Source organism: Maricaulis sp. MIT060901 (genome assembly GCF_047123815.1).
In the GTDB taxonomy this organism is placed as follows: Bacteria; Pseudomonadota; Alphaproteobacteria; order Caulobacterales; family Maricaulaceae; genus Maricaulis.
Window position 1 is genome coordinate 1,688,362 of the sequence record NZ_CP138920.1, and the last position, 24,374, is coordinate 1,712,735.

General features: G+C 60.1%; 19 protein-coding genes and 1 pseudogene. 8 read left to right on the forward strand and 12 right to left on the reverse strand.

Annotated elements, in window-relative coordinates; translation table 11 throughout:
- Nucleotides 1-757: 757 nt before the first annotated feature.
- A pseudogene (locus SIC17_RS08330) lies at nucleotides 758-5,634 on the forward strand (NAD-glutamate dehydrogenase).
- Between the two features lie 16 nt (nucleotides 5,635-5,650).
- Here the strand turns inward: SIC17_RS08330 and SIC17_RS08335 are convergent.
- From SIC17_RS08335 to htpX, 7 genes are all read right to left on the reverse strand, one after another.
- Nucleotides 5,651-6,511 (reverse strand): dienelactone hydrolase family protein, encoded by an 861-nt coding sequence (locus SIC17_RS08335; RefSeq protein ID WP_412545063.1) that lies wholly within the window; start codon nucleotides 6,509-6,511, stop codon nucleotides 5,651-5,653.
- A gap of 82 nt (nucleotides 6,512-6,593) precedes the next feature.
- Nucleotides 6,594-8,189, reverse strand: a complete 1,596-nt coding sequence (purH, locus tag SIC17_RS08340; protein ID WP_412545064.1) for a bifunctional phosphoribosylaminoimidazolecarboxamide formyltransferase/IMP cyclohydrolase — start codon at nucleotides 8,187-8,189, stop codon at nucleotides 6,594-6,596.
- A 54-nt stretch (nucleotides 8,190-8,243) separates the two neighbouring features.
- Nucleotides 8,244-10,160, reverse strand: coding sequence for a polysaccharide biosynthesis protein (locus SIC17_RS08345; protein ID WP_412545065.1), 1,917 nt, complete (start codon nucleotides 10,158-10,160; stop codon nucleotides 8,244-8,246).
- Nucleotides 10,161-10,162: 2 nt separating this feature from the next.
- Nucleotides 10,163-11,929 carry a heparinase II/III family protein gene (locus SIC17_RS08350; protein WP_412545066.1) on the reverse strand — a complete coding sequence of 589 codons (1,767 nt, stop codon included), beginning with the start codon at nucleotides 11,927-11,929 and terminating at the stop codon, nucleotides 10,163-10,165.
- Between the two features lie 3 nt (nucleotides 11,930-11,932).
- Nucleotides 11,933-12,592: a ribulose-phosphate 3-epimerase gene (gene rpe, locus SIC17_RS08355; protein ID WP_291890977.1), complete on the reverse strand. Its 660-nt coding sequence runs from the start codon at nucleotides 12,590-12,592 to the stop codon at nucleotides 11,933-11,935.
- 69 nt (nucleotides 12,593-12,661) lie between these two features.
- On the reverse strand, nucleotides 12,662-13,960 hold the full coding sequence (locus SIC17_RS08360; protein ID WP_291890978.1) for an RsmB/NOP family class I SAM-dependent RNA methyltransferase: 1,299 nt from the start codon (nucleotides 13,958-13,960) through the stop codon (nucleotides 12,662-12,664).
- Between the two features lie 32 nt (nucleotides 13,961-13,992).
- Nucleotides 13,993-14,889, reverse strand: a complete 897-nt coding sequence (htpX, locus tag SIC17_RS08365) for a zinc metalloprotease HtpX (RefSeq protein ID WP_291890979.1) — start codon at nucleotides 14,887-14,889, stop codon at nucleotides 13,993-13,995.
- An 86-nt stretch (nucleotides 14,890-14,975) separates the two neighbouring features.
- Between htpX and SIC17_RS08370 the strand changes: the two genes are divergently transcribed.
- Nucleotides 14,976-15,167, forward strand: a complete 192-nt coding sequence (locus SIC17_RS08370) for a DUF1674 domain-containing protein (protein WP_291890980.1) — start codon at nucleotides 14,976-14,978, stop codon at nucleotides 15,165-15,167.
- 94 nt (nucleotides 15,168-15,261) lie between these two features.
- On the opposite strand, the gene SIC17_RS08375 is transcribed toward SIC17_RS08370, so the two are convergent.
- The 5 genes from SIC17_RS08375 to SIC17_RS08395 all read right to left on the reverse strand — a co-directional run bounded on the left by SIC17_RS08375 (nucleotide 15,262) and on the right by SIC17_RS08395 (nucleotide 19,043).
- The gene (locus tag SIC17_RS08375) at nucleotides 15,262-15,468 is read right to left on the reverse strand and encodes a hypothetical protein (RefSeq protein WP_412545067.1); all 207 of its coding nucleotides are present in this window, start codon (nucleotides 15,466-15,468) and stop codon (nucleotides 15,262-15,264) included.
- Between the two features lie 10 nt (nucleotides 15,469-15,478).
- Nucleotides 15,479-16,177 carry an orotidine-5'-phosphate decarboxylase gene (gene pyrF, locus SIC17_RS08380; protein ID WP_412545068.1) on the reverse strand — a complete coding sequence of 233 codons (699 nt, stop codon included), beginning with the start codon at nucleotides 16,175-16,177 and terminating at the stop codon, nucleotides 15,479-15,481.
- Nucleotides 16,178-16,187: 10 nt separating this feature from the next.
- Complete coding sequence (locus tag SIC17_RS08385; protein ID WP_412545069.1) at nucleotides 16,188-16,814, reverse strand: LysE family translocator; 627 nt, start codon at nucleotides 16,812-16,814, stop codon at nucleotides 16,188-16,190.
- 2 nt (nucleotides 16,815-16,816) lie between these two features.
- Nucleotides 16,817-17,647 carry an SDR family NAD(P)-dependent oxidoreductase gene (locus SIC17_RS08390; RefSeq protein ID WP_412545070.1) on the reverse strand — a complete coding sequence of 277 codons (831 nt, stop codon included), beginning with the start codon at nucleotides 17,645-17,647 and terminating at the stop codon, nucleotides 16,817-16,819.
- Between the two features lie 61 nt (nucleotides 17,648-17,708).
- Nucleotides 17,709-19,043: an alpha/beta hydrolase family protein gene (locus tag SIC17_RS08395; RefSeq protein ID WP_412545071.1), complete on the reverse strand. Its 1,335-nt coding sequence runs from the start codon at nucleotides 19,041-19,043 to the stop codon at nucleotides 17,709-17,711.
- An 83-nt stretch (nucleotides 19,044-19,126) separates the two neighbouring features.
- Here SIC17_RS08395 and SIC17_RS08400 point away from each other — a divergent pair, with 83 nt between their 5' ends.
- The 6 genes from SIC17_RS08400 (at nucleotide 19,127) to SIC17_RS08425 (ending at nucleotide 24,155) form a co-directional block, all read left to right on the forward strand.
- The gene (locus tag SIC17_RS08400) at nucleotides 19,127-19,417 is read left to right on the forward strand and encodes an autorepressor SdpR family transcription factor (protein WP_291890985.1); all 291 of its coding nucleotides are present in this window, start codon (nucleotides 19,127-19,129) and stop codon (nucleotides 19,415-19,417) included.
- Nucleotides 19,414-20,112, forward strand: coding sequence for an SdpI family protein (locus tag SIC17_RS08405; protein ID WP_412545072.1), 699 nt, complete (start codon nucleotides 19,414-19,416; stop codon nucleotides 20,110-20,112). Before SIC17_RS08400 ends, SIC17_RS08405 begins: the two co-directional genes overlap by 4 nt.
- A gap of 87 nt (nucleotides 20,113-20,199) precedes the next feature.
- Entirely contained in the window at nucleotides 20,200-21,432 is a 1,233-nt protein-coding gene (locus tag SIC17_RS08410) for an argininosuccinate synthase (RefSeq protein WP_291890987.1), read from the forward strand.
- A 265-nt stretch (nucleotides 21,433-21,697) separates the two neighbouring features.
- The gene (locus SIC17_RS08415; protein ID WP_412545073.1) at nucleotides 21,698-22,795 is read left to right on the forward strand and encodes a sensor histidine kinase; all 1,098 of its coding nucleotides are present in this window, start codon (nucleotides 21,698-21,700) and stop codon (nucleotides 22,793-22,795) included.
- A 12-nt stretch (nucleotides 22,796-22,807) separates the two neighbouring features.
- A complete protein-coding gene (locus SIC17_RS08420) occupies nucleotides 22,808-23,272 on the forward strand; it encodes a low molecular weight protein-tyrosine-phosphatase (protein WP_291890988.1) in 465 nt (154 codons plus the stop codon).
- Between the two features lie 52 nt (nucleotides 23,273-23,324).
- On the forward strand, nucleotides 23,325-24,155 hold the full coding sequence (locus SIC17_RS08425; protein WP_412545074.1) for an AraC family transcriptional regulator: 831 nt from the start codon (nucleotides 23,325-23,327) through the stop codon (nucleotides 24,153-24,155).
- Nucleotides 24,156-24,374: the final 219 nt, after the last annotated feature.

A 24,374-nucleotide genomic window follows, 5' to 3' on the forward strand; every position in this document is an offset into this window, starting at 1 on the left:
CGCAAGGGCAGATTGCCAGGAATTGTCACCGGGTGATGGTTAGCGAGCCAATCAGCTTTTGTCATGATCCGAAGCCAATATCTGCTGACCAGGCTTTGTGCGCATGTTCGGCATTGGCATCGTGGAAATTCGTGCGCGTGGGCGCCAAGACGCGCGTAACCGTGATCGCGGTTCGCCTCTGGCGCTGCGCATTCTCAGCTCTCACAAACCTGTGAAGGCGTGCGCCCTACAAATCCGCGAGACGATACCCATATGGCGTTCAGCGACGGCTGAAGCGCCCGCCGCTCACAGAAAGCGAGGGTCACGATATGGCGCGTTTTATCTCTGTTGCGATTGCAGGTCTGATTTTGACGGCATCTAACGCCGCTGCCTCTTGGAATCAGACAAACGGTCTCTACATAAGTTGACGTAACACGGTTTCGGGATCTCCCCCCAGAGCCCGGAACTGTTGAGACGATCAGGCCTCGAACGTGCGTCCCCCCAGCCTGCCGATTGAGGTCTGAAGGCGCCGCCGGGTTCCCCTGTCCCTACTCGGCGGTGCCGTCGTCTCTTTTGATCCAGATCAAGACACCCAGCGTGAGCGCTAACATGCCGTACCGCCTGCATATTCCGAATTCCGGTTTGCAGCATATGCGGTGGGTTTGGCTTGCGCCCGGCGCAAACAGGTCTAGGCTCCCGGGAAAATATACCAGTCAGGGAGATCTGCACCATGGGGGCGGTCGTCGGAGTAGCGCACGCCTATACGCGCGCCGAGTTCATGGAGGCCGCGCGCAAGCGTTGGCAGGACGCATTCGGAAAAGAATGCGGTGATCTCGGGAACTCCTTCTTTTCTCAGATATTTGATGACGCACTCTCCGAGGATCTGGAGCGTGTTTCGGCGGATGACCTGGCCAAGATGAGCCTGGAATTCTGGTCGTTTGGAGGCGAGCGCCCGGGAGATGAAATCCTGATCCGCATGCGTCCGGCCCAACGCGCCGACGGCTCGGATATGCCGCGCAGCATCCTGGAAATAATCGGACGTGATCGGCCGTTTATCGTCGACTCAGTCATGGCGGAGATCGGGGCCCAGGGTCACGATATCATTGCCATGTTCCATCCCATCGTTCAGGCCCGCCGCGGCACCAAGGGCGAGCGTGTGGATGCAGGCGGCCGCGTGTTGCCGGAATCCATGATCCAGGTCCACCTGCCGCCGCTCGACGAACTCTCCCAACAGAGCCTGATTGATGGTGTCACCGGCACGCTGGATGATGTGCGTGTCGCTGTTGAGGACTGGGCTGACATGCGCGCGCAGATGGACGAGGCCATCGCGCACCTGGAAGCCGCCAAGAGCCATGCATCTCCAGAAGAGATGGCTGAAGCACTGCAATTCCTGCGCTGGATCCGAGACGACCATTTCGCTTTCCTGGGATGCCGTGTTTACGACTTCGAGGTCGAGGAAGACGGCGCAATGGCCAATCGTGTGCCGCGGGTGCGTGCCGATACAGGCCGTGGCGTGTTGCGCGACCCGGATCGGCATGTTCTACGCAAGGGCTCCGAGCCAGCGGTACTGACTCCGGCCATCGAGACTTTCCTGCGCGAACCGACGCCGATTATTGTCGCCAAGGCGAATATGAAGAGCCGCGTGCACCGTCGGGTCTACATGGATTACATCGGTGTCAAACGATATCGCGAGGACGGTGCGGTTATCGGTGAGGCACGTTTTGTTGGCCTGTTCACGGCTGAAGCCTATGACCAGAGCGCCAGCGATGTCCCGCTGATCCGCCGCAAGGTCCGCCGAGTATTGGAGCGCGCCGGCAAGACACCGGGCACGCACAATGCCAAAAAGCTTCGCAATACCGTCGAGAACTATCCGCGCGACGAGCTGTTCCAGACGGATGAGAATGACCTTCTGGAAATCAGCCTCGGCATTCTTCACCTCAATGACCGCCCGCGCACCAAGTTATTCATCCGCCGCGACCAGTTCGACCGGTTTGTCTCGGCCCTGCTCTATGTTCCGCGGGATCGTTATAATTCCAAGGTCCGCGAACAGGCTGGTGAGCTGATCCGCGACTCCTTTGGTGGACGTCTCTCGGCCTATTATCCGCAATTCGGAGACAGCCCGCTGGCGCGGGTTCACTACATCATTGGTCTCAACCCGTTTGATCATCCGGAGCCGGATGTTGATGAGCTGGAACGCCGTGTCGCGCTGCTTGCCCGTACCTGGGAAGATGATTTCGAGACCCATGTTCGCCGCACTGCCACGGACAGGGTCCGTCTGCGCATGCCCGCCTATGAGGGCGCCTTCAAGGCTGGTTATCGCGAACTCTATGATCCGGAAGAGGCTCTCAAGGACGTCATCAAGATCGAGTCTCTGACCGATCCGCAGCAGGTTGCCGTGCGTGTCTATACCGAACCTGATGATGCGGATAACGAGCTGCGCCTCAAGATCTACCGTATCCAGAAGCCTGTCTCGCTGTCGCGTGTCATGCCGGTACTGGAAAATCTCGGTCTTGTCGTGGTTCAGGAAACCGGTTTCCCGGTGGATCGCCGTGCAGAGGAAGGCCAGGCATTGGATCGTGCCTATGTGCATGATTTCGAAATGAAATCTGATGCACTCAAAGGCCGTTCCCTCGAGGAATTTGCCGGCGAGCTGGAAGACGCCCTCCTGGCCATGGCCGAGGGCCGGGCCGAGGATGACGGTTTTAATCGCCTGATCGTCGAGATCGGTGTGACCTGGCGGGAGGCTGCCTTCCTGCGCACCTGTGCGCGCTATCGCCAGCAGACGGGCCTCGACCCCTCGCAGAGCATCCAGGAAGAGGCGCTGGCCGCCAATCCGGGCATTGCCAAGGGCCTGCTCGAGCTGGCACGCGTGAAGTTCGATCCGGAATTTGACGGTGACATGAAGGCACGGGGCGACGCGGTCTGGGAGGTTTCCCAGTCCCTGCGTGAGCAGCTCGATGCTGTTGCCAGCCTCGATCATGACCGCGCCCTGCGCCGGATCTTCCACCTTATTGAAGCCACGCTGCGCACAAACTTCTTCCAGCGTGACGAGAACGGAAATCCCAAACCGCGCATTTCCATCAAGATCGCCAGCGAATTGCTGGAAGAGCTGCCCCTGCCCAAACCCTACCGCGAGATCTTCGTATGGGCTCCGGATGTGGAAGGCGTGCATCTGCGCTTCGGCCCGGTTGCCCGTGGCGGCCTGCGCTGGTCGGATCGCCGCGATGATTTCCGCACAGAAGTGCTTGGCCTGGTAAAGGCCCAGCAGGTCAAGAACGCCGTCATCGTACCGGTCGGTTCCAAGGGTGGTTTCTACCCGAAAACCCTGCCGCGCAATGGTTCGCGTGACGAAGTGTTCGAAGCGGGTCGTGAAGCCTACAAGACCTTCATCCGCGGCTTGCTCGATATCACCGACAATATTGTCGAGGACGCTGTCATCCGCCCGGATCGCTCCGTGTGCTGGGATGATGAAGACCCCTATCTGGTTGTTGCCGCCGACAAGGGTACGGCGACCTTCTCCGATACAGCCAATGGCATGGCGGAGAATGAGCTCGACTTCTGGCTTGGTGATGCTTTTGCGTCGGGTGGCTCTGCCGGTTACGACCACAAGAAGATGGGTATTACCGCGCGCGGCGCCTGGGAATCCGTCAAGCGTCACTTCCGCGAACTGGGCAAGGATATCCAGAACGAGCCCTTCACGGTTGTGGGCGTTGGCGACATGTCCGGTGACGTGTTCGGCAATGGCATGCTGCTGTCCAAACAGATCAAGCTTGTCGCTGCCTTCGACCATCGCGATATCTTCATCGACCCGGATCCACAGGACCCGGAAAAGCTCTGGGAAGAGCGCGACCGCCTGTTCAAGCTCGGGCGTTCCTCCTGGCAGGATTATGACCAGAGCCTGATCTCCAAGGGCGGCGGCATTTTCCCGCGCAACTCCAAGACGATCACCCTCACGCATGAAATCAAGGCACTGACCGGTCTCACCGAGGACGCTGTCAGCCCGACCGAGCTGATCCAGGCCCTGCTCAAGAGCGAGACAGAACTCCTGTGGTTCGGTGGTATCGGCACCTATGTCAAAGCCACGCACGAACAGCACTGGGAAGTCGGCGACAAGGCGAATGACGGCCTGCGTATCAACGCGGAAGAGGTGGGCGCCAAAGTCATAGGCGAAGGCGCCAATCTGGGCTTCACCCAGTCAGCACGGATCGAGTTCAGCCGTCATGGTGGCCGGGCCAATGCCGACTTTGTCGATAATTCCGCTGGCGTGGACAGCTCGGACCACGAGGTCAATATCAAGATCCTGTTGCGCCCGGTCGTTCGCGGCGGTGACATGGATCGCGACAGCCGCGACGAGCTGCTGGAATCGATGACGGATGATGTCGCCGATCATGTACTCAAGCACAATTACGACCAGACACTTGCCCTGACGATGGCGGAGAAGACCGCGATCGCCGATCTGGATGCGCATGAGCGTTTCATGAGCCGTCTGGAAGATCTGGGCCAACTGGACCGCGAGGTCGAATTCCTGCCTTCGGCAGACGGGATCCAGACGCTCAAGGGGCGAGGTGAAGGCCTCACTCGTCCGGAACTGGCCGTTCTCATCTCCTACGCCAAGATCACCCTGTTCGATCAGCTGGTGGCCTCGGATGTGCCGGATGACGAGCATTTCCGTTCAATGCTGATCAATTACTTCCCCGATCAGCTGCACAAATTCTCCGATGGCATGGATGGTCACCGCCTGAAGCGCGAGATCGTGTCCACGATCCTGGCCAATGAGATGATCAATCTGGGGGGCCGACTTTCATCCACCGGGCGATTGACAGTACGGCGGCCACGGTTCCGGCTATCGCCCGCGCCTTCGAGGCGGGTCGCCAAGTGTTTGGTTATGCCGAGCTCACCGATCAGATCAATGCGCTCGACAATATGGCCCCGGCCAATGTCCAGCTGAAGCTGCACGAAGAGATCATTCGGTTGCTGCGCCGCCAGACCTACTGGCTGGTTCGTCGCAATCGCAATCGGTCCCACACCAAGGCAGAGCCGATCCGTGACGTGATCGACACCTACCAGCCGGGTGTTCAGCAATTGCGCACGATGGTGCATCTGATCATTTCCGATCATGAGCGCCAGGGTTTCGAAGCCCGTCGTTCAGCCTTCGTTGAATCCGGTGCTCCGGAAGAACTCGCCCGGGCCGTGGCCGAGCTGCGTCCATTGACCTCGTCGACAGATGTTATCGACATGGCGATCAGCAGCGACTGGCCCTTGGCGTCAACCGCCTTCCTCTATCATGCCATGGGGGCTCGGTTCCGCTTTGATCGCCTTCGCGGCATGGGTCAGGAAGTCGTTTCCGATCAGCACTGGGACCGCCTTGCTGTGCGTCGCCTGATGGAAGATTTCTATGCCAGTCAGCAGGCCATGACTGCGTCTGCCATGCGTTTTGCGCTACAGGCCGGCGGGTCCCTGGCCCAGGGGGTGGAGGAGCCGAGCCGTGAATGGGCGGAGAACCTGGTAGAAGCCTGGATCACCGTCAATGAGGAAGAGGCGGGCCGTGTTGACAGTGTCCAGCGTCAGCTCGACGCGTCGGGCGCCTGGACCTTGTCCAAGCTTGCGATCGCCTCAACCCAGCTAGGTGAAATGGCCGGAGTGGCACAGCCCTAAAACGAGCGGTGCAGCTTCAGGGTTGCGAAAACCGCTCATCCAGAAGGTCCACGATACGCCGCTGCGCTTGCGCAGCGGCGTTTTCATTATAGACGATGCGAGGGTCCAGGGGCGGTGCATTGGGTTCGTCAAAAGCGTGGGTCTGACCTTCATAGATTTCAAAGCTGACATGCGCGCCACCCCGTTCGAGCCGTCGTTCGCATCGATTGGCCGGAGCAATGACATCATCCTCAGCGAGGATGGCATGAAGCGGGATGTCAGCGGGTAGGTCACGGCCATCAGCAAGCGCCGGAAAGCCGCAATAGGGGTACATCGCCAATGCCAGCTGCACGCCTGGTAATCCATCCGGGACACCCTTGAGGGCATTGGGGTACTGGTCACGTCCGGCAAATGTCAGGGCGTCCAGAATGGTCCAGCCGCCATGGGACCAGCCCAGCAGCGCGACCTGGTCTTGGTCGAGGCCTGGGTGTTCCGCCGCGATCTTCAGGCCGGCGTGAATATCGGCCGCGCGCTCCTGACCCAGCAGACGCAATGCCAGGCAGACCTGGCTCATACTGCCGAAACGGCCGATATCACGCGCTTCGTTGGAATTGATAATGAGGGCGGCATAACCTGCCTCGACGACAGCGTTGGCATAATCATCCTGAACTTGCCGGCGTCCGCCACATCCGTGCAGCATTACAACAACCGGAACCGGTTCGCTTGCCGCTTCGGGCAGACGGATTTCCGTGTGGGCCCGGAGCAGTGCCACCTGCTGTTCCACGGTGCGCCGGGGCATGGCGACATGGGTCAGATTGACTGCATAGGCCAACAGCAGAACGCCAACCAGCATGGCCGCGCCGGCCAGGGCAAAGGACAGTAATTTGCGCATAAACATGCCGGGACACTGGTGGCAGCGTCCCGGCAGGTCAATGTTTAGTTGATTCACAGGCGAACCCGTTGCGGGCTCGGTGAGCAGCCTAGTGGCGGAAATGGCGCATGCCGGTGAACACCATGGCAATGCCCGCTTCATCAGCAGCTGCGATCACCTCATCATCGCGAATGGATCCGCCCGGCTGGATCACGGCGGTGGCACCCGCCTCGACCGCAGCTTTCAGTCCGTCGGCAAACGGGAAGAAGGCGTCCGACGCACACACCGAGCCGATGGTGCGGGATTGATCCCAACCGTTCTCGGCAGCCGTCGCCTCGGCCTTGCGGACAGCGAGGCGTGCAGCTTCCAGACGGCTGGTCTGACCCATACCAACGCCGGCCGTCACACAGTTGTTTGTGTAGACGATGGCATTGGATTTCACGTGTTTGACGACTTTCCAGGCGAACATCAGGTCGGCCAGTTCGGCTTCGCTCGGCGCGCGCTGGGTGACAACTTTCAGCTCTTCCGGCGTGATCATGCCGATATCGCGTTCCTGGACCAGAAGCCCACCGGCGACAGTCTTCGTCATCCAGCCAGATTGTTTCGTATCGGCCATGCCACCGGTCAGCAGGACACGCAGATTGGCCTTGGCAGAGAGAACGGCCAGGGCGTCTTCGTCAGCATCCGGTGCGATGATCACCTCGGTGAAGATCTTGACCAGGGCCGAGGCCGTCGGCGCGTCCAGGGTGCGGTTCATGGCAACGATCCCGCCAAAGGCAGAAATCGGATCGGCAGCGAAGGCGCTCTCATAAGCGCCGACCAGCGTGTCATTGACGGCGACACCACACGGGTTGGCGTGCTTTACGATGATGACGGCCGCCTTTTCGGCAGGATCAAACTCACTCGCCAGCTCGAAAGCAGCATCCGCGTCGGCGAGATTATTATAGCTCAGTGTCTTGCCCTGGACCTGGCGTCCGGTCGCGATGCCGTGGCGGATTTCCGGTGTTGCGTAGAAGGCCGCACGCTGGTGCGGGTTCTCACCATAACGAAGCGATTGGGTCAGCTCGCCACCAAAGGCACGGAAGTCCGGCGCACCTTCGCCCAGCTGGTCCGCAAACCAGCCTGAGATTGCGGCATCATAGGCAGCAGTGCGGGCATAGGCCTTGGCCGCCAGTCGGGTACGTAGGTCCTGGGTGACGGAGCCGTCATTGGCCTCAATTTGCTCAAGCACCTGGTCGACATCCTTGCCGTCGACACACACAGAGACCCAGGCATGGTTCTTGGCGGCCGCGCGGATCATGGCAGGGCCACCGATATCGATGTTCTCGACACAGTCTTCCGAGCTGGCTCCGCGTGCGACTGTGGCCTCGAAGGGGTAGAGGTTCACATAGAGGAGATCGATCTGCGGGATGCCGTGCTCGCCCATGGAATTGCGGTCCTTGCCATTGTCGCGGCGACCGAGAAGTCCGCCGTGAACGCGCGGGTGCAGCGTTTTCAGACGGCCATCCATCATTTCCGGGAATTCAGTGACGTCCGAGACATCCTTGGCCTCGATTCCGGCCTCATTGAGCGCGCGCAGCGTGCCACCGGTCGACAGGATTTCGACGCCGGCTGCCGCGAGACGCTTGCCGCGCTCGATCAGGCCATCCTTGTCGGAAACAGAAATCAGAGCTCGACGAACGGGTACGAGGTCCATAGCGGTCATGAAACCGGCTCCTTGGGTCTGTCAGAATTTGGCTGCGAGTTAGCACGCCTTCCCCTAGTGGGAAAGCGTCGTTTCTTTGGTTGTTTCAACAACGGGCTGAAGCGCAGCGATCTGTTCGAGTGAAGCCTGCATCTGTTCCAGGTCATTGAGCCGCGCGCTCTTCAGCAGATCGCCGAGAATACGCTCGCTGCACTCGGACGGGATCTTGCCGCCGTTGACGCAGCGGATACTGCCGATCTCGGTCGAGCTGGCTTCCTCGAAGCCGTAGATCAGGCTTTCATGGCGTTTCTCACCTGGACGCAGTCCGATCACATTGATAGCGCCCGGCGCGTCCGGGTCCAGGCCGCGCAGGCGCAGTAATTGGCGCGCAAGCCGCAGGATAGAGACCGGCTCGCCCATGTCGAAGACATAAAGCGCGCCATTGCGCTCCGGATTGGCTGCAGTGAGCGATGCTGCAGACAGGACAAGGCCCGACGCCTCGCTGACCGTCATGAAATAGCGGGTGGCTTCCGGGTCGGTTACAGTGACGGACTGACCGGTTTCAATCTGGTATTCAAACAGCGGAACGACGGAACCGCTGGAGCCCAGCACATTACCGAAACGCACCACGCAGATACGCATATCATTCTGCTGCTCTGCTTCTGCCTGTGCGAGAAGCTCTGCCGCGCGCTTGGTGGTGCCCATGACATTGGAGGGCTCAACAGCCTTGTCGGTAGAAATCAGGGCCAGCACTTCGGCGCCGTGTTTTCGGGCTGCATCAATGGTCAGAGAAGTGCCCAGCACGTTTGTACGCACGGCCTCACCCGGATTGAGCTCGCTCATCGGTACGTGTTTCAGCGCTGCTGCGTGCAGGACGACGTGAGGTTTTTCCTCGCCGAAAACCGTGTCGAGACGTTCCGGGTCGCGCACATCCGCCAGTACGGCGCGCCAGTTCACCCCGGCGTCCTTCCGTCTCATCTCCATGTCGATCTCGTAGAGATTGGTTTCCGACGCATCGAGCAGAATTAGTTTTTCCGGAGAGAGCTGGGCGGCCAGACGGACCAGCTGGGAGCCAATGGTTCCACCCGCCCCGGTTACCAAAACGCGCTTGCCTTCGATCATTTCACGCGCCGGTTCCAGATCTGGCGTACGTGGCGGACGATTGAGCAGGTCAGCGGTCTCGACCGGTGAGAAAGCGCCTGGCCCCTTTCCGGGGCGCGCGCGAGAGAGCTTGGCGCCTGTGGCAGACGCGATGCGGATCAAAGCATTGACGGTGTCGATGTCGATTTTCTCACCGGCAAGCACCAGACGGGGTGGGAGTGGCTCAACCGCGGAAAGCCGGTTGATGGCCGCCGGAATATCCTCCAGCCCACCAATGATCTGGACACCCCGGATGGCGCGTCCGGCCAGCGAGTTGTCGAGCACAACCAGTCCCTTTGCGCGAAAAGGTGCCGAGCCATTGCGGCGGGCCAGGTCCCGCAGGGCGTCATCCAGATCGGCTTCATTGCCGACAAAGATCGCTGCCGGCTTCATTCGATCCTCGAAGCGAAAGGCGGTCGGAAGACCGCCCGTACGCCAGGCAGCGACGATCACGCGCGCACCGAGCAAGAGGCCGATGAGGATAGGGATTTCGATGAGGATGCTGGTTCGTGGGAACCCTTCCAGCCGGTTGAGCAGGAACAGCACGGGCAGGAAAACCAGGTTGGCGATACCGACAGCTCGCACGATGCGTGCAACGTCGTTTAGGGCCGTGTAACGCCACACGCCCTTGTGCAGGGATTGCAGCGGGAACACGATCGCACAGGCCATGGTAAATACTGCGACAGAGCGCAGTACGACACCGGGGTCTGCCGTGTTCTCGTGGAAATAATACCGGATCGTCACCGCCACCCACATCGACACGGCAGCGGCCAGCAGGTCGTAGATGGATACGGCCAGGACCGTGCTCCAGAACGACCGGCCCGCCGGACGCGGCTTATGTAGACGCGGCATACTCACTCAATTCCCCCTACCGCGCCACCGATCCTGCCGAGGCGCTGGAAAGCCCACCTTACCCTGTTTGGCGGACGGTCTCCGGCTCCGAAGGGTTCGGCTTCTCCATGTATTACTATTTGTGTGGCCCTTTGGGGAGGGGCTCCTGCGGCAAGGTAAACAGAGCGTTCCAGGCTGATCGGGCCGCCATCGGTCCGGAAGCGCCAGCCATCGCCATTGGTCTGGACCAGAAGGGCGCTCATATTGTCGCGCGACAGTGAAGCCCGAACGCTGGGGTGCAGGTGGAAACGAATGGCAAAGGGGAAACGCACCTCAATATCGTCCGGTGGCCCGTCCGTCACTGGGCGGAACAAGGCGTCCTCGCCGCGCAGATCGCCACCGTCCGCAGCGAGGAAGATCCTGCGCCGGTGCGAAAGCCCATAGCGATCGCGATACCCTTCCTGGCTACCTTCCAGCCAGATCCCCATTTCACCTTCATTGCGGCGTGCAGAGACCTGCCCCTTTGGTGCGACCAGGCGCGCACCCATCATCTCACGCTGCCAGCTCCCGGCCAGGATCTTGGATGAGGAGACCTCGCCCAGAACCAGGGTAGAATGGGCTGCCGTCGCGCGGACCGCCTCTCGCCAGTCCGAGGTCTGGGCGTCATGCCAGCCGCAATTGACGACCAGACGACCGCCAGGTGTACAGAACTCGATGGACAGAGCACTGGCATGCGCTTCCGTACTCAATTCTCCGCGCGGGGCATCGCCGACATCGAACAAGACGGTTGCGCCCTCGGCTTCGGTGCGATGATAGCCGGAGTGCGGTGCGAAACCGAAGGGTTTGATGGGTTCGTCGGTTCGGGTCAGGGCGTGATCCACAGCGCCCCTGTCGAACTCTCCACCGCCATGGAAACTGGCCAGGCCACCGTCGGCCATCTGGAAAAAGCGTACCATGGCGCGCAGGCGGGCAATGCCCCTGGAAATCTCCGTAGGCACCGGAATGCCGGACATCTCCGCAATATCCACCAGGCCCTGCAGGTCGATCAGTGCTTCAGCTGTGGCCTGCGGCGCGCGCGAGACATGCCCACCATCCGGCAGGATCTGGCGAGTGACCTCCGCTGCGACCGCCGTCATTCCCGCTCGCTGCAGAGCTGTCTGACCCCGCAGGCACAGGCCGGTGATTGTGGCCGCGAGTGCGGCGCGCAGGCGGATGCGACCATCCTCGGCGATCGGCAGGGTGCGAAGGAGATGTTTTGCCTGTCGGGCCAGCAGGGATCGCCGCCGTCGGGTGTTGTCGGCGTCACCGGCCGCGTCCCCGAACAGTGTCTCGCCGGCCCGAAGCCAGTTCATCACCCGCAGCGACATGACACTGGGCGACCAGATAAAACTGTTCCAGCGACCGTGTTTGGCCACCCACGTATCCACGAGGCGTCGGGCCTCTGTGGCTCCGTCGTGATTGGGGGCGGAAACAACGTCGCGCAGCCAGACATGACCGTGCAATTGTTCGGCAAAGGCGCGACTGGGCGTCAGCATCTCCCAGATATCAGACCCGTCGCGGGCGATAAGCTGGTCCCCGGCAAGCGAAAACCGACCATCGCAGATGGAGTCGCCATGTTCTCCGTCCGGCCCATAGGGGTCGTCGAGCGCGTAGGCCAGCGCTTCCTGCTGGCCTGCGCCCGACTGGAAAAGCGGGGCCAGGCCCATGGCGTGTACGGTCGAGGAGGCTTCACGACGCAGGCTGGTCCAGCCTGCCTGCGCGAACTCCATGAGACCGACGGAGTGGGCCATGTGCTAGCTCCGCAGCGCCTGGATGTTGGCCTGGTAACCGGACGGCCCGTCGCGGAAAACAGCAGAGCCGGCGACCAGCGCGTGTGCCCCGGCTTCCCGACATTGGGCGGCGGTTTTCGCGTTCACGCCTCCGTCCACCTCGATCATGGTCGACAGGCCACGCTGCTCGATGCGCTCTCGTAGGGCCTCGATCTTGCCGAGTTGGTTTGCAATGAAGCTCTGACCGCCAAACCCCGGATTGACGCTCATGATCAGGACCAGGTCCAGCTCTTCGAGAACGTAGTCGATTACGTCCACAGGCGTGGACGGATTGAGCGCGGCGCCGGCCTTCTTGCCCAGGCCCTTGATGGTCTGGACGGTGCGATGGAAATGTGGCCCCGCCTCCGGATGCGCGGTGATGGTATCGGCACCCGCATCAGCGAAGGCTTCTAGGTAGGAATCGACCGGTGAAATCATCAGGTGCACGTCGAATGGTTTGTCGGAGTGCGGGCGCAGAGCTTTGACGACGCCAGGACCAATGGTCAGATTGGGCACGAAATGCCCGTCCATGACGTCAATATGGATCCAGTCGGCTCCAGCCTGATCAATGGCGCGTACTTCCTCACCGAGCTTGGCAAAGTCAGCAGAGAGGATAGAGGGGGAGATAATTGTATCTTGAGGCATAATGACCCGATAACAGTGGCGTTTCAGGGGTGCAAGCAGTCGTCACCGCACGAGGTGAGATGTGTGATTTCACCCTGATTTTCTGAAGCGTGCAATGAAGAAGCCGTCCATGGAGCCGGCATCCAGCCAGAGAGCTGGTGTCAGTCGAACTTCACCACGCTTTGTCAGCGCGTTTTCCAGCCCTGGCAATTCATCCGGTCGGATCGGATCGAGTTCGAGTGTTTTGATACTCTTCTCGATATCCTTGGAGAGCCACTCGCCCTCCTCGACCTGCAGGGAACAGGTGCACACGACAAGCTGACCGCCGGGCTTGATCATTTTCGCGACGGCGCGGGCGAGTTCGCGCTGGATCTTGCCAAATTTGCGGGGATCCTCGGCCGCCTTGATCCAGTTGCTCTCGGGGTGTCGGCGGTATGTGCCGGTCGCGGAACAGGGTGCATCCAGCAATACGCCATCTACCTGTGAGGCGGGTTTCCACTTGCGGCCATCGCCTGCATGGATCTGGGATTCAAGGCCAACCCGCTTCAAATTCTCGCGGACCCGTTTCAGGCGCGGTTCGGAACTGTCGACTGACTGTACATCATATCCCGCTGCTGCCAGTTGAAGCGTCTTGCCGCCCGGCGCAGCACACATGTCGATAACACTCGAACCCGGGTCCAGCTTTAGCAGCGTTGCTGGGATAGCTGCAGCGGCATCCTGGGCCCACCAGGCGCCTTCATCATATCCTGACAAGCTGGTGACATCACCGATCTTGTCAAGGCGGAGCGTGCCTGATGGAAGGAGTTTGGCACCCAGCTTTTCCGCCCATTCCTCGCGGGTGGACGGGTCCTTGACGGTGAGGTCCAGCGGCGGAGATTCAAGTCCGGCCATGACCATCCGGTTCATGGCGGCCGGTCCAAAGTTCTTGCGCCAGCTCGCGCGTAGCCATTCAGGCAGATTGTCCTGGGGCGGCAGCAATTTGGCTTTCTGTCGCCCCTCCCGGTCGATATTGCGCAAGACGGCATTGATCATGCCCTTGAGCTTGCGCGTTTCCGGTCGCTTTTCAGCCAGTTTCACTGCCGAGGACACAACAGCGTGGGGTGGGATATCCATCCACAGGATTTGCGTGGCGCCGGTGATCAGCAAGGCTCGCGCATAGGGCGCGGTTTCTTCGAGCGGCTTGTTGAGGAAGGATGACAAGACGCTATGCGTCTGTCCGAGGCGTCTGAAACTGGTGGCCAGAATATAGCGCGCAAAGGCCCGGTCGCGCGGGTCCATATCCTTGTAACCGGGCAGGGTTTCCAGCGCGTTTTCCAGGGTCCGGTTCTGGCTGAAGACACGGATATAGGCTTCGGCGGCGTGTTGGCGGGGGGCTGTTCCGTCGTTCATGCCGCCGAGCTAACACGCCCGTCGCTCCGGGTCTAACCCCAAGGACCGCGCTGATTCCACGGACCGGACGCCGTGCTCGCCGCTGCGCCGCCCATCTGCCGCAGTTTGTGGATGCGGTTGGCGGTGTCCGGATGGGTGGAAAACAGATTGTCCATGCGCTGGCCGTTCAGCGGATTGATAATGAACATGTGGGCCGTGGCCGGATTGCGTTCCGCGGCCGGGTTTACGGTTCGGCGAGCGGAGCGCTCGATCTTTTCCAGCGCCGATGCGAGGGCCAGGGGATTGCCATGAATTTCCGCACCGACGCGATCGGCTTCGTACTCGCGGGCGCGACTGATGGCTGACTGGACCAGCATCGCCGCCATCGGCGCGAAAATCATCAGCGCCAACGAACCGAGCAGGCCTGCGCGGTTATTGCCGCCGAAAAAGAGCGCGAAATTGGCCAGCATGCCAATTGCACCTGCCAGAGTCGCGGTGACCGTCATGGTCAGCGTGTCCCGGTTCTTCACATGGGCCAGCTCGTGCGCCATCACGCCCTGGACTTCCTCGCGATTGAGGCGGGCCAGAAGCCCGGTCGTGGCCGCGACAGCTGCATGACTGGGGTCACGCCCGGTCGCAAAGGCGTTCGGCTGATCCTCGTTGATCACATAGACACGCGGGGCCGGCATGTTAGCTTTCTGCGCGAGGCGCTGCACATCCTCCGCGTATTGGCGGAAATGCGGATTGCTGTCGCCGGGGCGGATTTCCTGCGCGCCATGCATGCGCAGCACCATGTCAGCGGAATTCCACCAGGCGAACAGGTTCATGCCCGCAGCGACTACGAGCGCCAGCATGGCACCGGCAGCGCCGCCCAGCATATAGCCAATGCCCATGAAAAGGGCGGTCATGCCGGCAAGGAGGAGGAAGGTACGAAGTGTATTAGCGGTCATTTCAGTTGGGCTTTTATTTGCACTCATCACGTTTCGCACTAGTAATTGGTCTCATTAAGGCCATTCAACAAGAGGGGATTAGTTTCATGTCCGTCCCTGAAAACGCAGCGCCCGGAAAGGCGCTTTCGCCAGCGGCGCGCCGAGCGCTCGAGGAAGCCGAAGCCCGTCGCAAGGCTGAGGACGCCAAGCCCATGGCCAAGGAATTGTCCGGTCCGAAAGGTCCAGAACCCACCCGGTTCGGAGACTGGGAGCGCAAGGGCATTGTCAGCGATTTCTGAGGTATCGGCCTCCGGCGTTGAAAGCCTGGCCCAAACACTGACTGTTCAGTGGGCGCGTGAAAATTAACCAATTCCCCTGCGGGGTGAGCGGGATTTACCTGTCTGGATATGCCTTTAGGTTAGCCGCATGGTTAATCTGTTTACAGCGGCGCTGCTCGCGCTCACCCTCGGCCCGCAATCCGAAACGTCCGTTGAGGATGAACGGCAGACCGTGCGCCTGCCGGACAGTTTTTTTCACGGCGATCTGACTGGCGGAGTCGAGGGTCCAGCGCGCCTGCCCTATCAGTTCTCGCCAGGCCATCGCATTGTGATCACGCCGGGTGTGTGGACATCTCTGCTACGATATCACGGGCCGCTTGAGCCGGGTCCGGTGCGCCGTGGATCGGACGTCCAACCACCAGGTGAGTGGCGCCATCCGCGAGAGCGCTCGCAGGAGTAGCGACACGTTTCTGGTCGCCGACATCAGCACCCGCGGGACGGATTCCCGGAGTGACAATCAGGAAGTCGCCACCGAAACGCTGCCGGATTTCACCGGCTTCCTGGGCGCTGGCTACGACACCATCAATGCCTGCCTCAAGCGCCTGCTCCACGCGGCGGAAGACGAGGTCCCGTGCCTTGTGTGCATAACCCATCTCTTCCAGCATGGCGTCGTCGTAACAGGTCATCACGGTGACACCCAGGATCTTTAGATCGCTATTGTCGCGGCCCGCCGCGGCAGCACGCATCACGGCCGGCTCTGCGTGGACTGTCAGCAGGTCACAGCCTGCGCCAGTGATTGAGCGTGTCGCCTTTTCAACAGTCGCTGGAATGTCGTGCAGCTTGTAATCGAGAAAGACCTGCTTGCCGGCAGCCTTGAGCGAGGCAGCGAGCTGCATACCGCCAATCGGCAGCAATTGCAGGCCAATCTTGTAGAAGCTGACGGCATCGCCCAGCGTGTCGACGACATTCTGGGCATCAGAGATGGTCGGCTTGTCCAGCGCGACAATCAGGCGGGGATCGATATTGAGCATGGCCCGGCTTCTAGCCGTGATCGCCGTCCAGAAGCAAGCGCAAACCCAATCCGCCAAAGGCGGTGGCGGCGATGCCATTGAGCATGCGACGCCAGGTTTTCGAACTGACCAGGCGTTCCTGGGCCTTGCCGGCCAGGATGGCAACTACTGTCAGGATGACCGTGCCCATGGCAAAAAAGATCCCGCCCAGGGTCAGCATCTGTAGCCAGACTGGACCGATTTCCGGATTTGTGAATTGCGGAAGCAGGGCCAGGAAAAACAGACCGATCTTCGGATTGAGAAGATTGGTGAGCAGGCTCTGGCGAAAGGCCCGGACGGCATTGTCGCCCGCCTTTGCGGTTGGCAGGGCGTCGATCTTGCTCAGGGTCTGGATGGCCAGCCAGACCAGATAGGCCGCGCCGGCATACTTGATGACGGTGAGCGCCTGGTCGGAGGTTGCTACGATGGCTGCAAGGCCTGCTGCGGCCGCAATGGTCCACACAGCGCCACCCGCGATAATACCAGCGACTGCCGCGAGTCCGGCTCGGCTACCACGCGAGGCACTGGTTGCCAGTGTAAAGGCCATGTCCGGTCCTGGAGTCAGTGCAAGGGCAATCGCCGCTGCCAGGAAGAGTGGCAGAACATCCAGCGCCAGCATGGTCAGCCTTCCTGTGGAGTGGATTGGGTCGTGTCTTCAGCCGCGCGGAATTTGGACTGGTTCCGATCCATCAGCCACATTGCCATGTGTGTGGGCAGAACCTGCATCAACCCGGTCATGAATTTGTACCAAAGACCGGGAACACAGATCGGTTCATTGCGTTGTACGGCATTGTAGCCGGCCTCCGCGACCTGCTCGGCGCTCAGCCACCAGAACGAGGGCATTTGCGACACCATTGAGCGGGTGCCATTGACGTCGTGAAACTCCGAATATGTGAAGCCAGGGCAGAGCGCGGTGGCATGAATGCCAAACTCCTTGCCTTCAAAATGCAGCGACTGGCTGAATTTGATCAGAGCCGATTTCACGGCTGAGTAAAGCGTATGCCCGCGGCTTCCAGGAGACAGGCCCGCGACCGAGGCGACATTGAGAATGCGCCCAAACCCCCGCTCCTGCATGCCCGGCATCACCCGGTGCACGAGTTCGCAATAGCTGGCGAACATCAGCTGGATGAAGTCCGATTGCTGTTTCCACGTTGTCTGGGTGTAGGTGCCTGGCAGACCGAAGCCGGCGTTGTTGATCAGGGCGTCGACATCGCGTTCAGCCGCCCGGAGTGCGTCGATGATCTGTCCTGGGCCAGCCGAGTCAGCCAGATCGGCAGTGATGACATAGGTTTCAATGCCGAACTGTTTCTCAAGCTCTTCGGACAGAGCACGCAGCTTGTCTTCGCGACGCGCCGTCAGCGCCACATCCCAGCCATTAGCGGCATATTCGCGGGCCAGGGCTTTTCCGATACCTGAGGAGGCTCCGGTAACAAGGGCAAGGCGGCGGCTCATATCTCTCTCCCGTATTTCCAGGAAGTTTAAGTGGGGAATGCCGCCCTGCTTGTCCAGTTTCTTATTGGCAAGACATGTCGATCAGGTTTTGGACCTCTTCAACAATTGTAGCCAGCGCCTCTGGCGACATGGCATGAGGTGCCGTGGTGTAGCCGGTTGGCAGACCGCTGGCCTCAAGCTGGAAGAGGTGATTGTGACCCGCCAGCGTGCTCACGCGGGTGGGAAGCGCGCCTCGGGCCGCGATGATACGCTCGGACATGACATTGGCCAGAACCTGCAGGTCTGATCCACCAAACAGTGCGGAGAACAAACCCGGATAGGCCTGCATATAGGGCGCAGGATCCAGGTCGAGCGCGTTCTGGGCATAGGCCTGCCCCCAGATCATGGCCTGCTGTCGCGCGATCTGTTCGGGAAGGCCAGCCTCGATCAAACCCGCTTCGATTGCTGGACCGGCTTCGCCAACTGGTGTGTCGCGCAGGGCCGTCATCACCACATCCTGGACAGCGCGCTGTGCCGCGACATCGGCATCACTGCCGCCACTGGCGCGCACGATCGCTTCGCCCTGCTCGATGAGCGTGTCAGCCATGCTCGCATGCATGCCGGCGAGGCTGAGAATGAAATCCGGCGCGCTCGACCCGGCCGCCATTAAGGCCAGCGAACCACCTTCCGAGTGCCCAATAAAGCCGACACACTGACCGTTGACGTCCGGCTGGAGGCGCAACTCCGTAAGTGCAGCGCCCATGTCGTCAGCGATGTCCTGTGGATGGTGGGGAATTATAGCTGCGCTGTCGCCGACACCACGGTCATCCAGGCGCAGACTGGCGATGCCGGCATCCGCCAGATGTTCTGCCAGGGTTAGAAATACGCGGTGCTCACCTACCGTCATGTCCCGGTCCTGGGGGCCGGACCCACTGATGAAGACCACGCCCGGGACGGTGTTAGCGCCCTCCGGAAGTCGCAGCGAACCAGCAAGGGTGACCTCACCGTTCAGAACACGGATGTCCCGGTCATTGTCATATCTCGCAGGGGGCGCGTTTGTCTCGGCGGGCTGCGCCATGCGCGCCATATCGAGTTCGAATGTCTGTCCGACCTGCTCGAATTCTCCATCCAGCTGACTGTTCGGAGTCAGCGTCCCTTCGTAGCGAGCACTTGCTGCGGAGAGTTCGATGATGACGCGGTCGCCTTCGACGGTGACGCTCGTCGCCGGGACACGGGCATTGCCCTGGTCCACCGAAATCAGTTCCCCGCTCCAGCTTCCATCGCTTTCATCGAGAACGATCTCGATGCGCAGCTGGGCCGCACCAACATCCAGCTCGCCGCCCCAGCGGCCTTCCAGTTCCGGATTCAGCGACACGAACAGTATTGCCGCCATGGCCGACGCAGGGAAAATTGTCACGATAACCTCCTGTAGATAGTTCGCAGAATATTTAGGAAAAAGCCAAATTAGGCAATAGGCGAATTTTTTGCTAGAAGCGATTCATGTCTGACGTATTCAAGGCGCTGGCACATCCTGTTCGGCGCCAGGTCCTCAAGGATTTGCGGGGTGGACCCTGCGCTGCCGGCGAACTCGCCGAGCGTTTCCCCGTGTCCAAACCGACCATGTCCGGCCATTTCAACATCTTGAAGGAAGCGGGTTTGATCCTGTCGGAGCGTCACGGCACGACCATCCGCTACCGGCTTAATGTCTCGGTCGCCGATGAGGCGATTGGCTGGCTGATGGAATTGGTCGGCAAGGAAGAGTCCGGAGAAAACAAAGGAGAAAACGAATGATCCGCAAAGGCCTTCTTCTCTCGGCCCCCTTCCTCATCGCGATCTGGGCGATGTCGGTTTATGGCTTCATGAATGTCGAACCGGGCACGGAACTACCGCTGCACTGGGGGCTGGAGGGGCAGCCGGATCGGTTCGGCTCGCCGTTCGAAGCCCTGTTCCTGATGCCGCTTTTCATCACTGGGACGGTGGTGTTGATGGCGGTTCTGCCGATGATCGACACCCGCGGCAACAATCTCCGCCGCTCTTCACCCGCCTATCTTGTGACCTGGATCGGTGTGCTGGCCCTGGTGACAGCGGTGCATGTCGCTGTCGTACTTGCTGCGACAGGCCAGTTGGCCAATGGAGGCGCTGATGTCATGCCCCAGTTGGTGTCAGGTGGTGTCAGCATCCTCCTGATCGCGATTGGCAATATGCTTGGCAAGGCGCGTCCCAACTGGTTTTTCGGTATTCGCACACCCTGGACTCTGTCCTCGGACCTGGCCTGGGACAAGACGCATCGGGTGACGGGTCGGCTGATGGTGATCGGTGGGTTGGTCATGCTGGCTGCTGTGGTTCTGCTGCCAGTCAAATTTGCTTTCCTGATACTTTTGATTGGCGCCATCGGCCCGGCAGCCTTTGGGATTGTCTATTCCTATATTGTCTGGAAATCCGATCCGGACCGCGAGACACATGCGTCCAGTGACACGGATGAATAGCCGGTTTGCCTGCAGTTTCTTTGCCGGCATGCTTGCGGGAACATCAAGACGGCGTTAGCGAGTGGGAAATCAGTTGAGGAAACGCCCATGTCCGCTTCGCGCCCGATCAAGAAAGTCGTCCTTGCCTATTCCGGTGGTCTGGATACTTCGGTCATCCTGAAATGGCTTCAGGACAAGTATGATGCTGAAGTCGTCACCTTTACAGCCGATCTCGGCCAGGGTGAGGAGTTGGAGCCGGCCCGACAGAAAGCCGAGGCGGCGGGTGTATCCGAGATCTTCATCGAGGACCTCCGCGAGGATTTCGTTCGTGATTATGTCTACCCTATGGTGCGTGCAAACGCCGTATATGAGGGTCTCTATCTCCTTGGGACCTCGATCGCCCGTCCGCTGATATCCAAGCGTCTGGTTGATATTGCCCATGCGACCGGTGCTGATGCCGTTGCACACGGTGCCACGGGCAAGGGTAATGACCAGGTACGCTTCGAGCTTGGCGTCTATGCGTTGGATCCGGACCTCAAGGTCATCGCGCCATGGCGTGAGTGGGACCTGACGTCGCGCACCAAGTTGATCGAATACGCTGAAGCCAATGGCATCGATGTACCAACTGACAAGCGCGGTGAGGCGCCCTTCTCCGTAGATGCCAATCTCTGGCACACTTCTTCGGAGGGCAAGATGCTGGAAGATCCGGCCGAGGAAGCATTCGAGATTGTCTATCAGCGAACAGGGCGTCCGGAAGACGCGCCTGACGAGGCGGAATACATCGCTATCGGATTCAAACGCGGTGACGCGGTGTCGCTGAATGGTGAGGAACTTTCTCCTGCCACCATCCTGACACGCCTGAATGATCTGGGCCGTGTCCACGGTATTGGCCGCCTCGACCTGGTGGAGAACCGTTTTGTTGGCATGAAGTCCCGCGGCATCTACGAGACCCCGGGCGGCACGATCCTGATGGCAGCTCATCGCGGGATCGAGCAGATCACCATGGACCGTGGCGCAGCCCATCTGAAGGATGAATTGATGCCGCGTTACGCCAAGCTTCTCTATGAGGGATTCTGGTTCTCACCGGAGCGCGAAATGCTGCAGGCGGCAATTGATGCCAGCCAGGAATTTGTCGATGGCGAGGTGCGTGTGAAACTCTTCAAGGGTCGCGCGGATGTGGTCGGGCGCAGCTCTGAGAACTCCTTGTATTCACTCGAACACGTCACGTTCGAAGAAGATGATGTTTACGATCAGAAGGATGCCGAGGGTTTCATTCGCCTGAACGCGCTTCGCTTGCAGCTGCTTGCACGCAGAAAACGCAAACTTGGCGTAAACAGCTGAAATTCCAGTGCTATAGAACAGCATCGCCCCCAATTTCCCGGCCGATGATCCGATTTAATATCGGTTATGAAAAATTCATTTGGCGGATCAGTGCTTTACTTCGAGACCATTGCTCGCAAACCTGAATTGGGATGCTTGGATTGGTTAAGCCCGTGTTTACACTGCTTGGGCAGTGTGCGCGGGCCATTGGGGGCACCCTAAAGGGTAGGCGATGATCTTGGACTCAGTGCTCGTAACGAGCGTCCTAGATTTATTCTATATCGCTGTGACAATCATCGCGATTGTCTCGCTGGTCCGTTATGCCCAAAATTCTCGCATCGCCAACATCTCCATGGAGATCAATCTCCTGTGTGCGGGCTTGGGTATATGGACGATTTTTCACGCCATTGATTTCTTCTGGCTGCTTGTGGGTCCGGCCTTCTCCTCCCCCGAGGCAATCGCGGCCTTCTCGCGGCTTATGCACTCCGATGTGCGCCTGTTTACTGATGTCGCGGCGACCGCACTGCTGGTGGTCGGATTCCTGCGCTTGTTGTCGCGGTTCGGACAGTCCTTCAGCGATATGCGGCGAGATGCCGAGGAAATGGCCGACGAGCTGGGTAGCAACCGCGAAGTCGGTGACCAGCTGGCTGCGGCTGAACAGATCCAGCGAGATGCGGCGAAGTCCAAGACTGACTTCCTGGTTGCCATCAGCCATGAATTGCGTACCCCTCTCAACGGGATCATCGGACTGGGCAATTTGCTGGCCAATACGGACTTGACGGACGAGCAGGGCAAGCTGTTGTCCACACTTGAACAATCCGCCCAGGCGATGCTGACCCGCATCAGTGATGTCCTCGATCTTGCACGCCTGCAAAGTGGCCAGAGGGAATTGCGAACCGTCGCCTTCAACCCGTGTGACCTGGCGACGAGCGTCCAGGCCCTGTTTACGCCGTTCGCGACCCGGAAGGGGCTGAAATTCGAGACGCGCTGTGGGGAAAACGCCAATCGCGATGTGATCAGTGATCAGATGTTGGTGAAACAGGCCCTGACCAATATCGTCTCGAACGCGATCAAGTATACGCCGTCCGGTGAAGTGACCATCGAAACCACCGTCCGTTCTGCCGGTTCAGAGCGGCTCTGGCTGGAATTCGTGGTTGATGACACCGGTGTCGGGTTGGACGGGGAGTTGCTCGAACTCTTGGTTGACAGTGAGCGTCCGATCAATGAGTCCGAGTTCGGAGTAGGCCTGGCGATCTGCTGGCGCATCGCCAGGCTGATGGAGGGGTATGTCCGGATCGAGGGCAAGCCAACCGGTGGCACCCGGGCGACGCTGTGCCTGCAGGTCCAGCGCGAACCCAAGCCGGAAGATCATGAAGACGTCTGAGACCGGCGAGACATGACCCGTATCCTGTTTCTGTGCACCGGGAATATCTGTCGGTCGCCGCTGGCGGATGGATATGCGCGATATCGCGTTCAGGCTCTTGGACTGGACTGGCATATCGATTCCGCTGGAACCGGGGCCTGGCATGTCGGCGAGGCACCTGACCCGAGGGCGAGGGCTGTTGCATATCGACGAGGTTATCCGATCGATAGTCTACGGGCACGTCAACTGGACGCTGCTGACCATTTCGAGTTCGACTACATAATCGCGCTCGATCGCAGTCATCTGGACCACCTGCAGCGATATCGCCCGCAGGATGGCGTCGCCGAGAACACTCTCCTGCTGAGCTGGAGCAATTTGGCTCACGAGGATGTTGCGGATCCCTATTATGATGATGACGCTGCGTTCGAGCTCACCGCCGATGAAATCGAGGCGGGTGTCGACGCGCTCATTGCCGCGCTGCAAACTCGCGCCAGCTGATCTGACAGCGATTTAAGATGACCCCGGTTCCATTGCTTTCTAGACAGACGGCATGGAGATCGTGCGTATCAGCGAGGCGACCGGCAAGACAAACCGGCGAAACTCACCGGCAGCCGTGTTTTCAAGAGTGTCGAGCGGTGGGATGAAGCTCGCCTCCAGCCTTGGCTCTATCAAGCTTGTACTGCAGGGGCGGGAAATCTACCGCCATCGCGACCAGCAAATTGCTGTCGAAGCCGGCCAGATGTTGCTGGTGCGCCCGGACATGGAGTTGAGCTGTGAGGTCGACGCAGCGCATCCCACGCGTGGGCTCTGTCTATATGTAGATGAGGACAAGTCTCGGGCCATCAGCGCGCCCTATGTTCGTACGCGGGCGCCTGCCGCCTATATGGAAACCGCGCTCGAGCTCTTTAACCGGTCAGATAGCAAAAGCCTGACGGGGCTGGACGGCCAGGATAGTCTGGGAACCTTGCAGGAGCAGGGTGTTTCGATTGCCGGCGCGATGTCAGAGCATTTCCTCCGCCTTGGACTGGAGCGTGAACTGGCGCGTTCGGCCCTGCTCTGCCGTCTCGAACTGGCCCGGGCTTTTCTGGAGGATTGCGTAGAGGGCAGTCTGGATATCGACCGGCTTTGCCGCGAAACCGGTATGTCCAAATTCCACTTCATGCGAAGCTTCAAGGCTGCGTATGGCACCTCTCCCAAGCGCTATTGGACCAGTAAGCGCTTGCTTGCTGCCATGGATGTCGCGCGCGAGATTTCCGAACCGCTCGAAGATGTTGCCCTGCGTCTCGGGTATTCGGACCGATCGAGTTTTGCCCGGGCATTTCGGCGCCATATCGGCCAGACGCCTGCGCAATTCATGCGCGCGACTGCGCGTCTTCACTGATTGCCGACCCCGTAAAGTATGACGGTACCGGCCTTCCTCTCTCGGGTGAGAGGAAAGACCGGCACCGCCGCCCAAAGTCATCGAGGGGTGTCTCAGGGCAAGCTCGGCGCGACTGAGGCATTTGTCCTCGCCAACGTCAGGCGGGAGAGATCAATCCGGGAACAGTGCGGCAGGTTGACCGGATCGATCGACGTGGAGCCGGTGTGCCGGCGCCACGAT

Bases quoted from the DNA above. Each gene is read 5' to 3' on its own strand.
- SIC17_RS08335 (WP_412545063.1), bottom strand. From the start codon at position 6,511: ATGTTTATGCGCAAATTACTGTCCTTTGCCCTGGCCGGCGCGGCCATG.
- purH (WP_412545064.1), bottom strand. From the start codon at position 8,189: ATGACCGCTATGGACCTCGTACCCGTTCGTCGAGCTCTGATTTCTGTT.
- SIC17_RS08345 (WP_412545065.1), bottom strand. From the start codon at position 10,160: ATGCCGCGTCTACATAAGCCGCGTCCGGCGGGCCGGTCGTTCTGGAGC.
- SIC17_RS08350 (WP_412545066.1), bottom strand. From the start codon at position 11,929: ATGGCCCACTCCGTCGGTCTCATGGAGTTCGCGCAGGCAGGCTGGACC.
- rpe (WP_291890977.1), bottom strand. From the start codon at position 12,592: ATGCCTCAAGATACAATTATCTCCCCCTCTATCCTCTCTGCTGACTTT.
- SIC17_RS08360 (WP_291890978.1), bottom strand. From the start codon at position 13,960: ATGAACGACGGAACAGCCCCCCGCCAACACGCCGCCGAAGCCTATATC.
- htpX (WP_291890979.1), bottom strand. From the start codon at position 14,889: ATGACCGCTAATACACTTCGTACCTTCCTCCTCCTTGCCGGCATGACC.
- SIC17_RS08370 (WP_291890980.1), top strand. From the start codon at position 14,976: ATGTCCGTCCCTGAAAACGCAGCGCCCGGAAAGGCGCTTTCGCCAGCG.
- SIC17_RS08375 (WP_412545067.1), bottom strand. From the start codon at position 15,468: ATGGCCTGGCGAGAACTGATAGGGCAGGCGCGCTGGACCCTCGACTCC.
- pyrF (WP_412545068.1), bottom strand. From the start codon at position 16,177: ATGCTCAATATCGATCCCCGCCTGATTGTCGCGCTGGACAAGCCGACC.
- SIC17_RS08385 (WP_412545069.1), bottom strand. From the start codon at position 16,814: ATGCTGGCGCTGGATGTTCTGCCACTCTTCCTGGCAGCGGCGATTGCC.
- SIC17_RS08390 (WP_412545070.1), bottom strand. From the start codon at position 17,647: ATGAGCCGCCGCCTTGCCCTTGTTACCGGAGCCTCCTCAGGTATCGGA.
- SIC17_RS08400 (WP_291890985.1), top strand. From the start codon at position 19,127: ATGTCTGACGTATTCAAGGCGCTGGCACATCCTGTTCGGCGCCAGGTC.
- SIC17_RS08405 (WP_412545072.1), top strand. From the start codon at position 19,414: ATGATCCGCAAAGGCCTTCTTCTCTCGGCCCCCTTCCTCATCGCGATC.
- SIC17_RS08410 (WP_291890987.1), top strand. From the start codon at position 20,200: ATGTCCGCTTCGCGCCCGATCAAGAAAGTCGTCCTTGCCTATTCCGGT.
- SIC17_RS08420 (WP_291890988.1), top strand. From the start codon at position 22,808: ATGACCCGTATCCTGTTTCTGTGCACCGGGAATATCTGTCGGTCGCCG.
- SIC17_RS08425 (WP_412545074.1), top strand. From the start codon at position 23,325: ATGGAGATCGTGCGTATCAGCGAGGCGACCGGCAAGACAAACCGGCGA.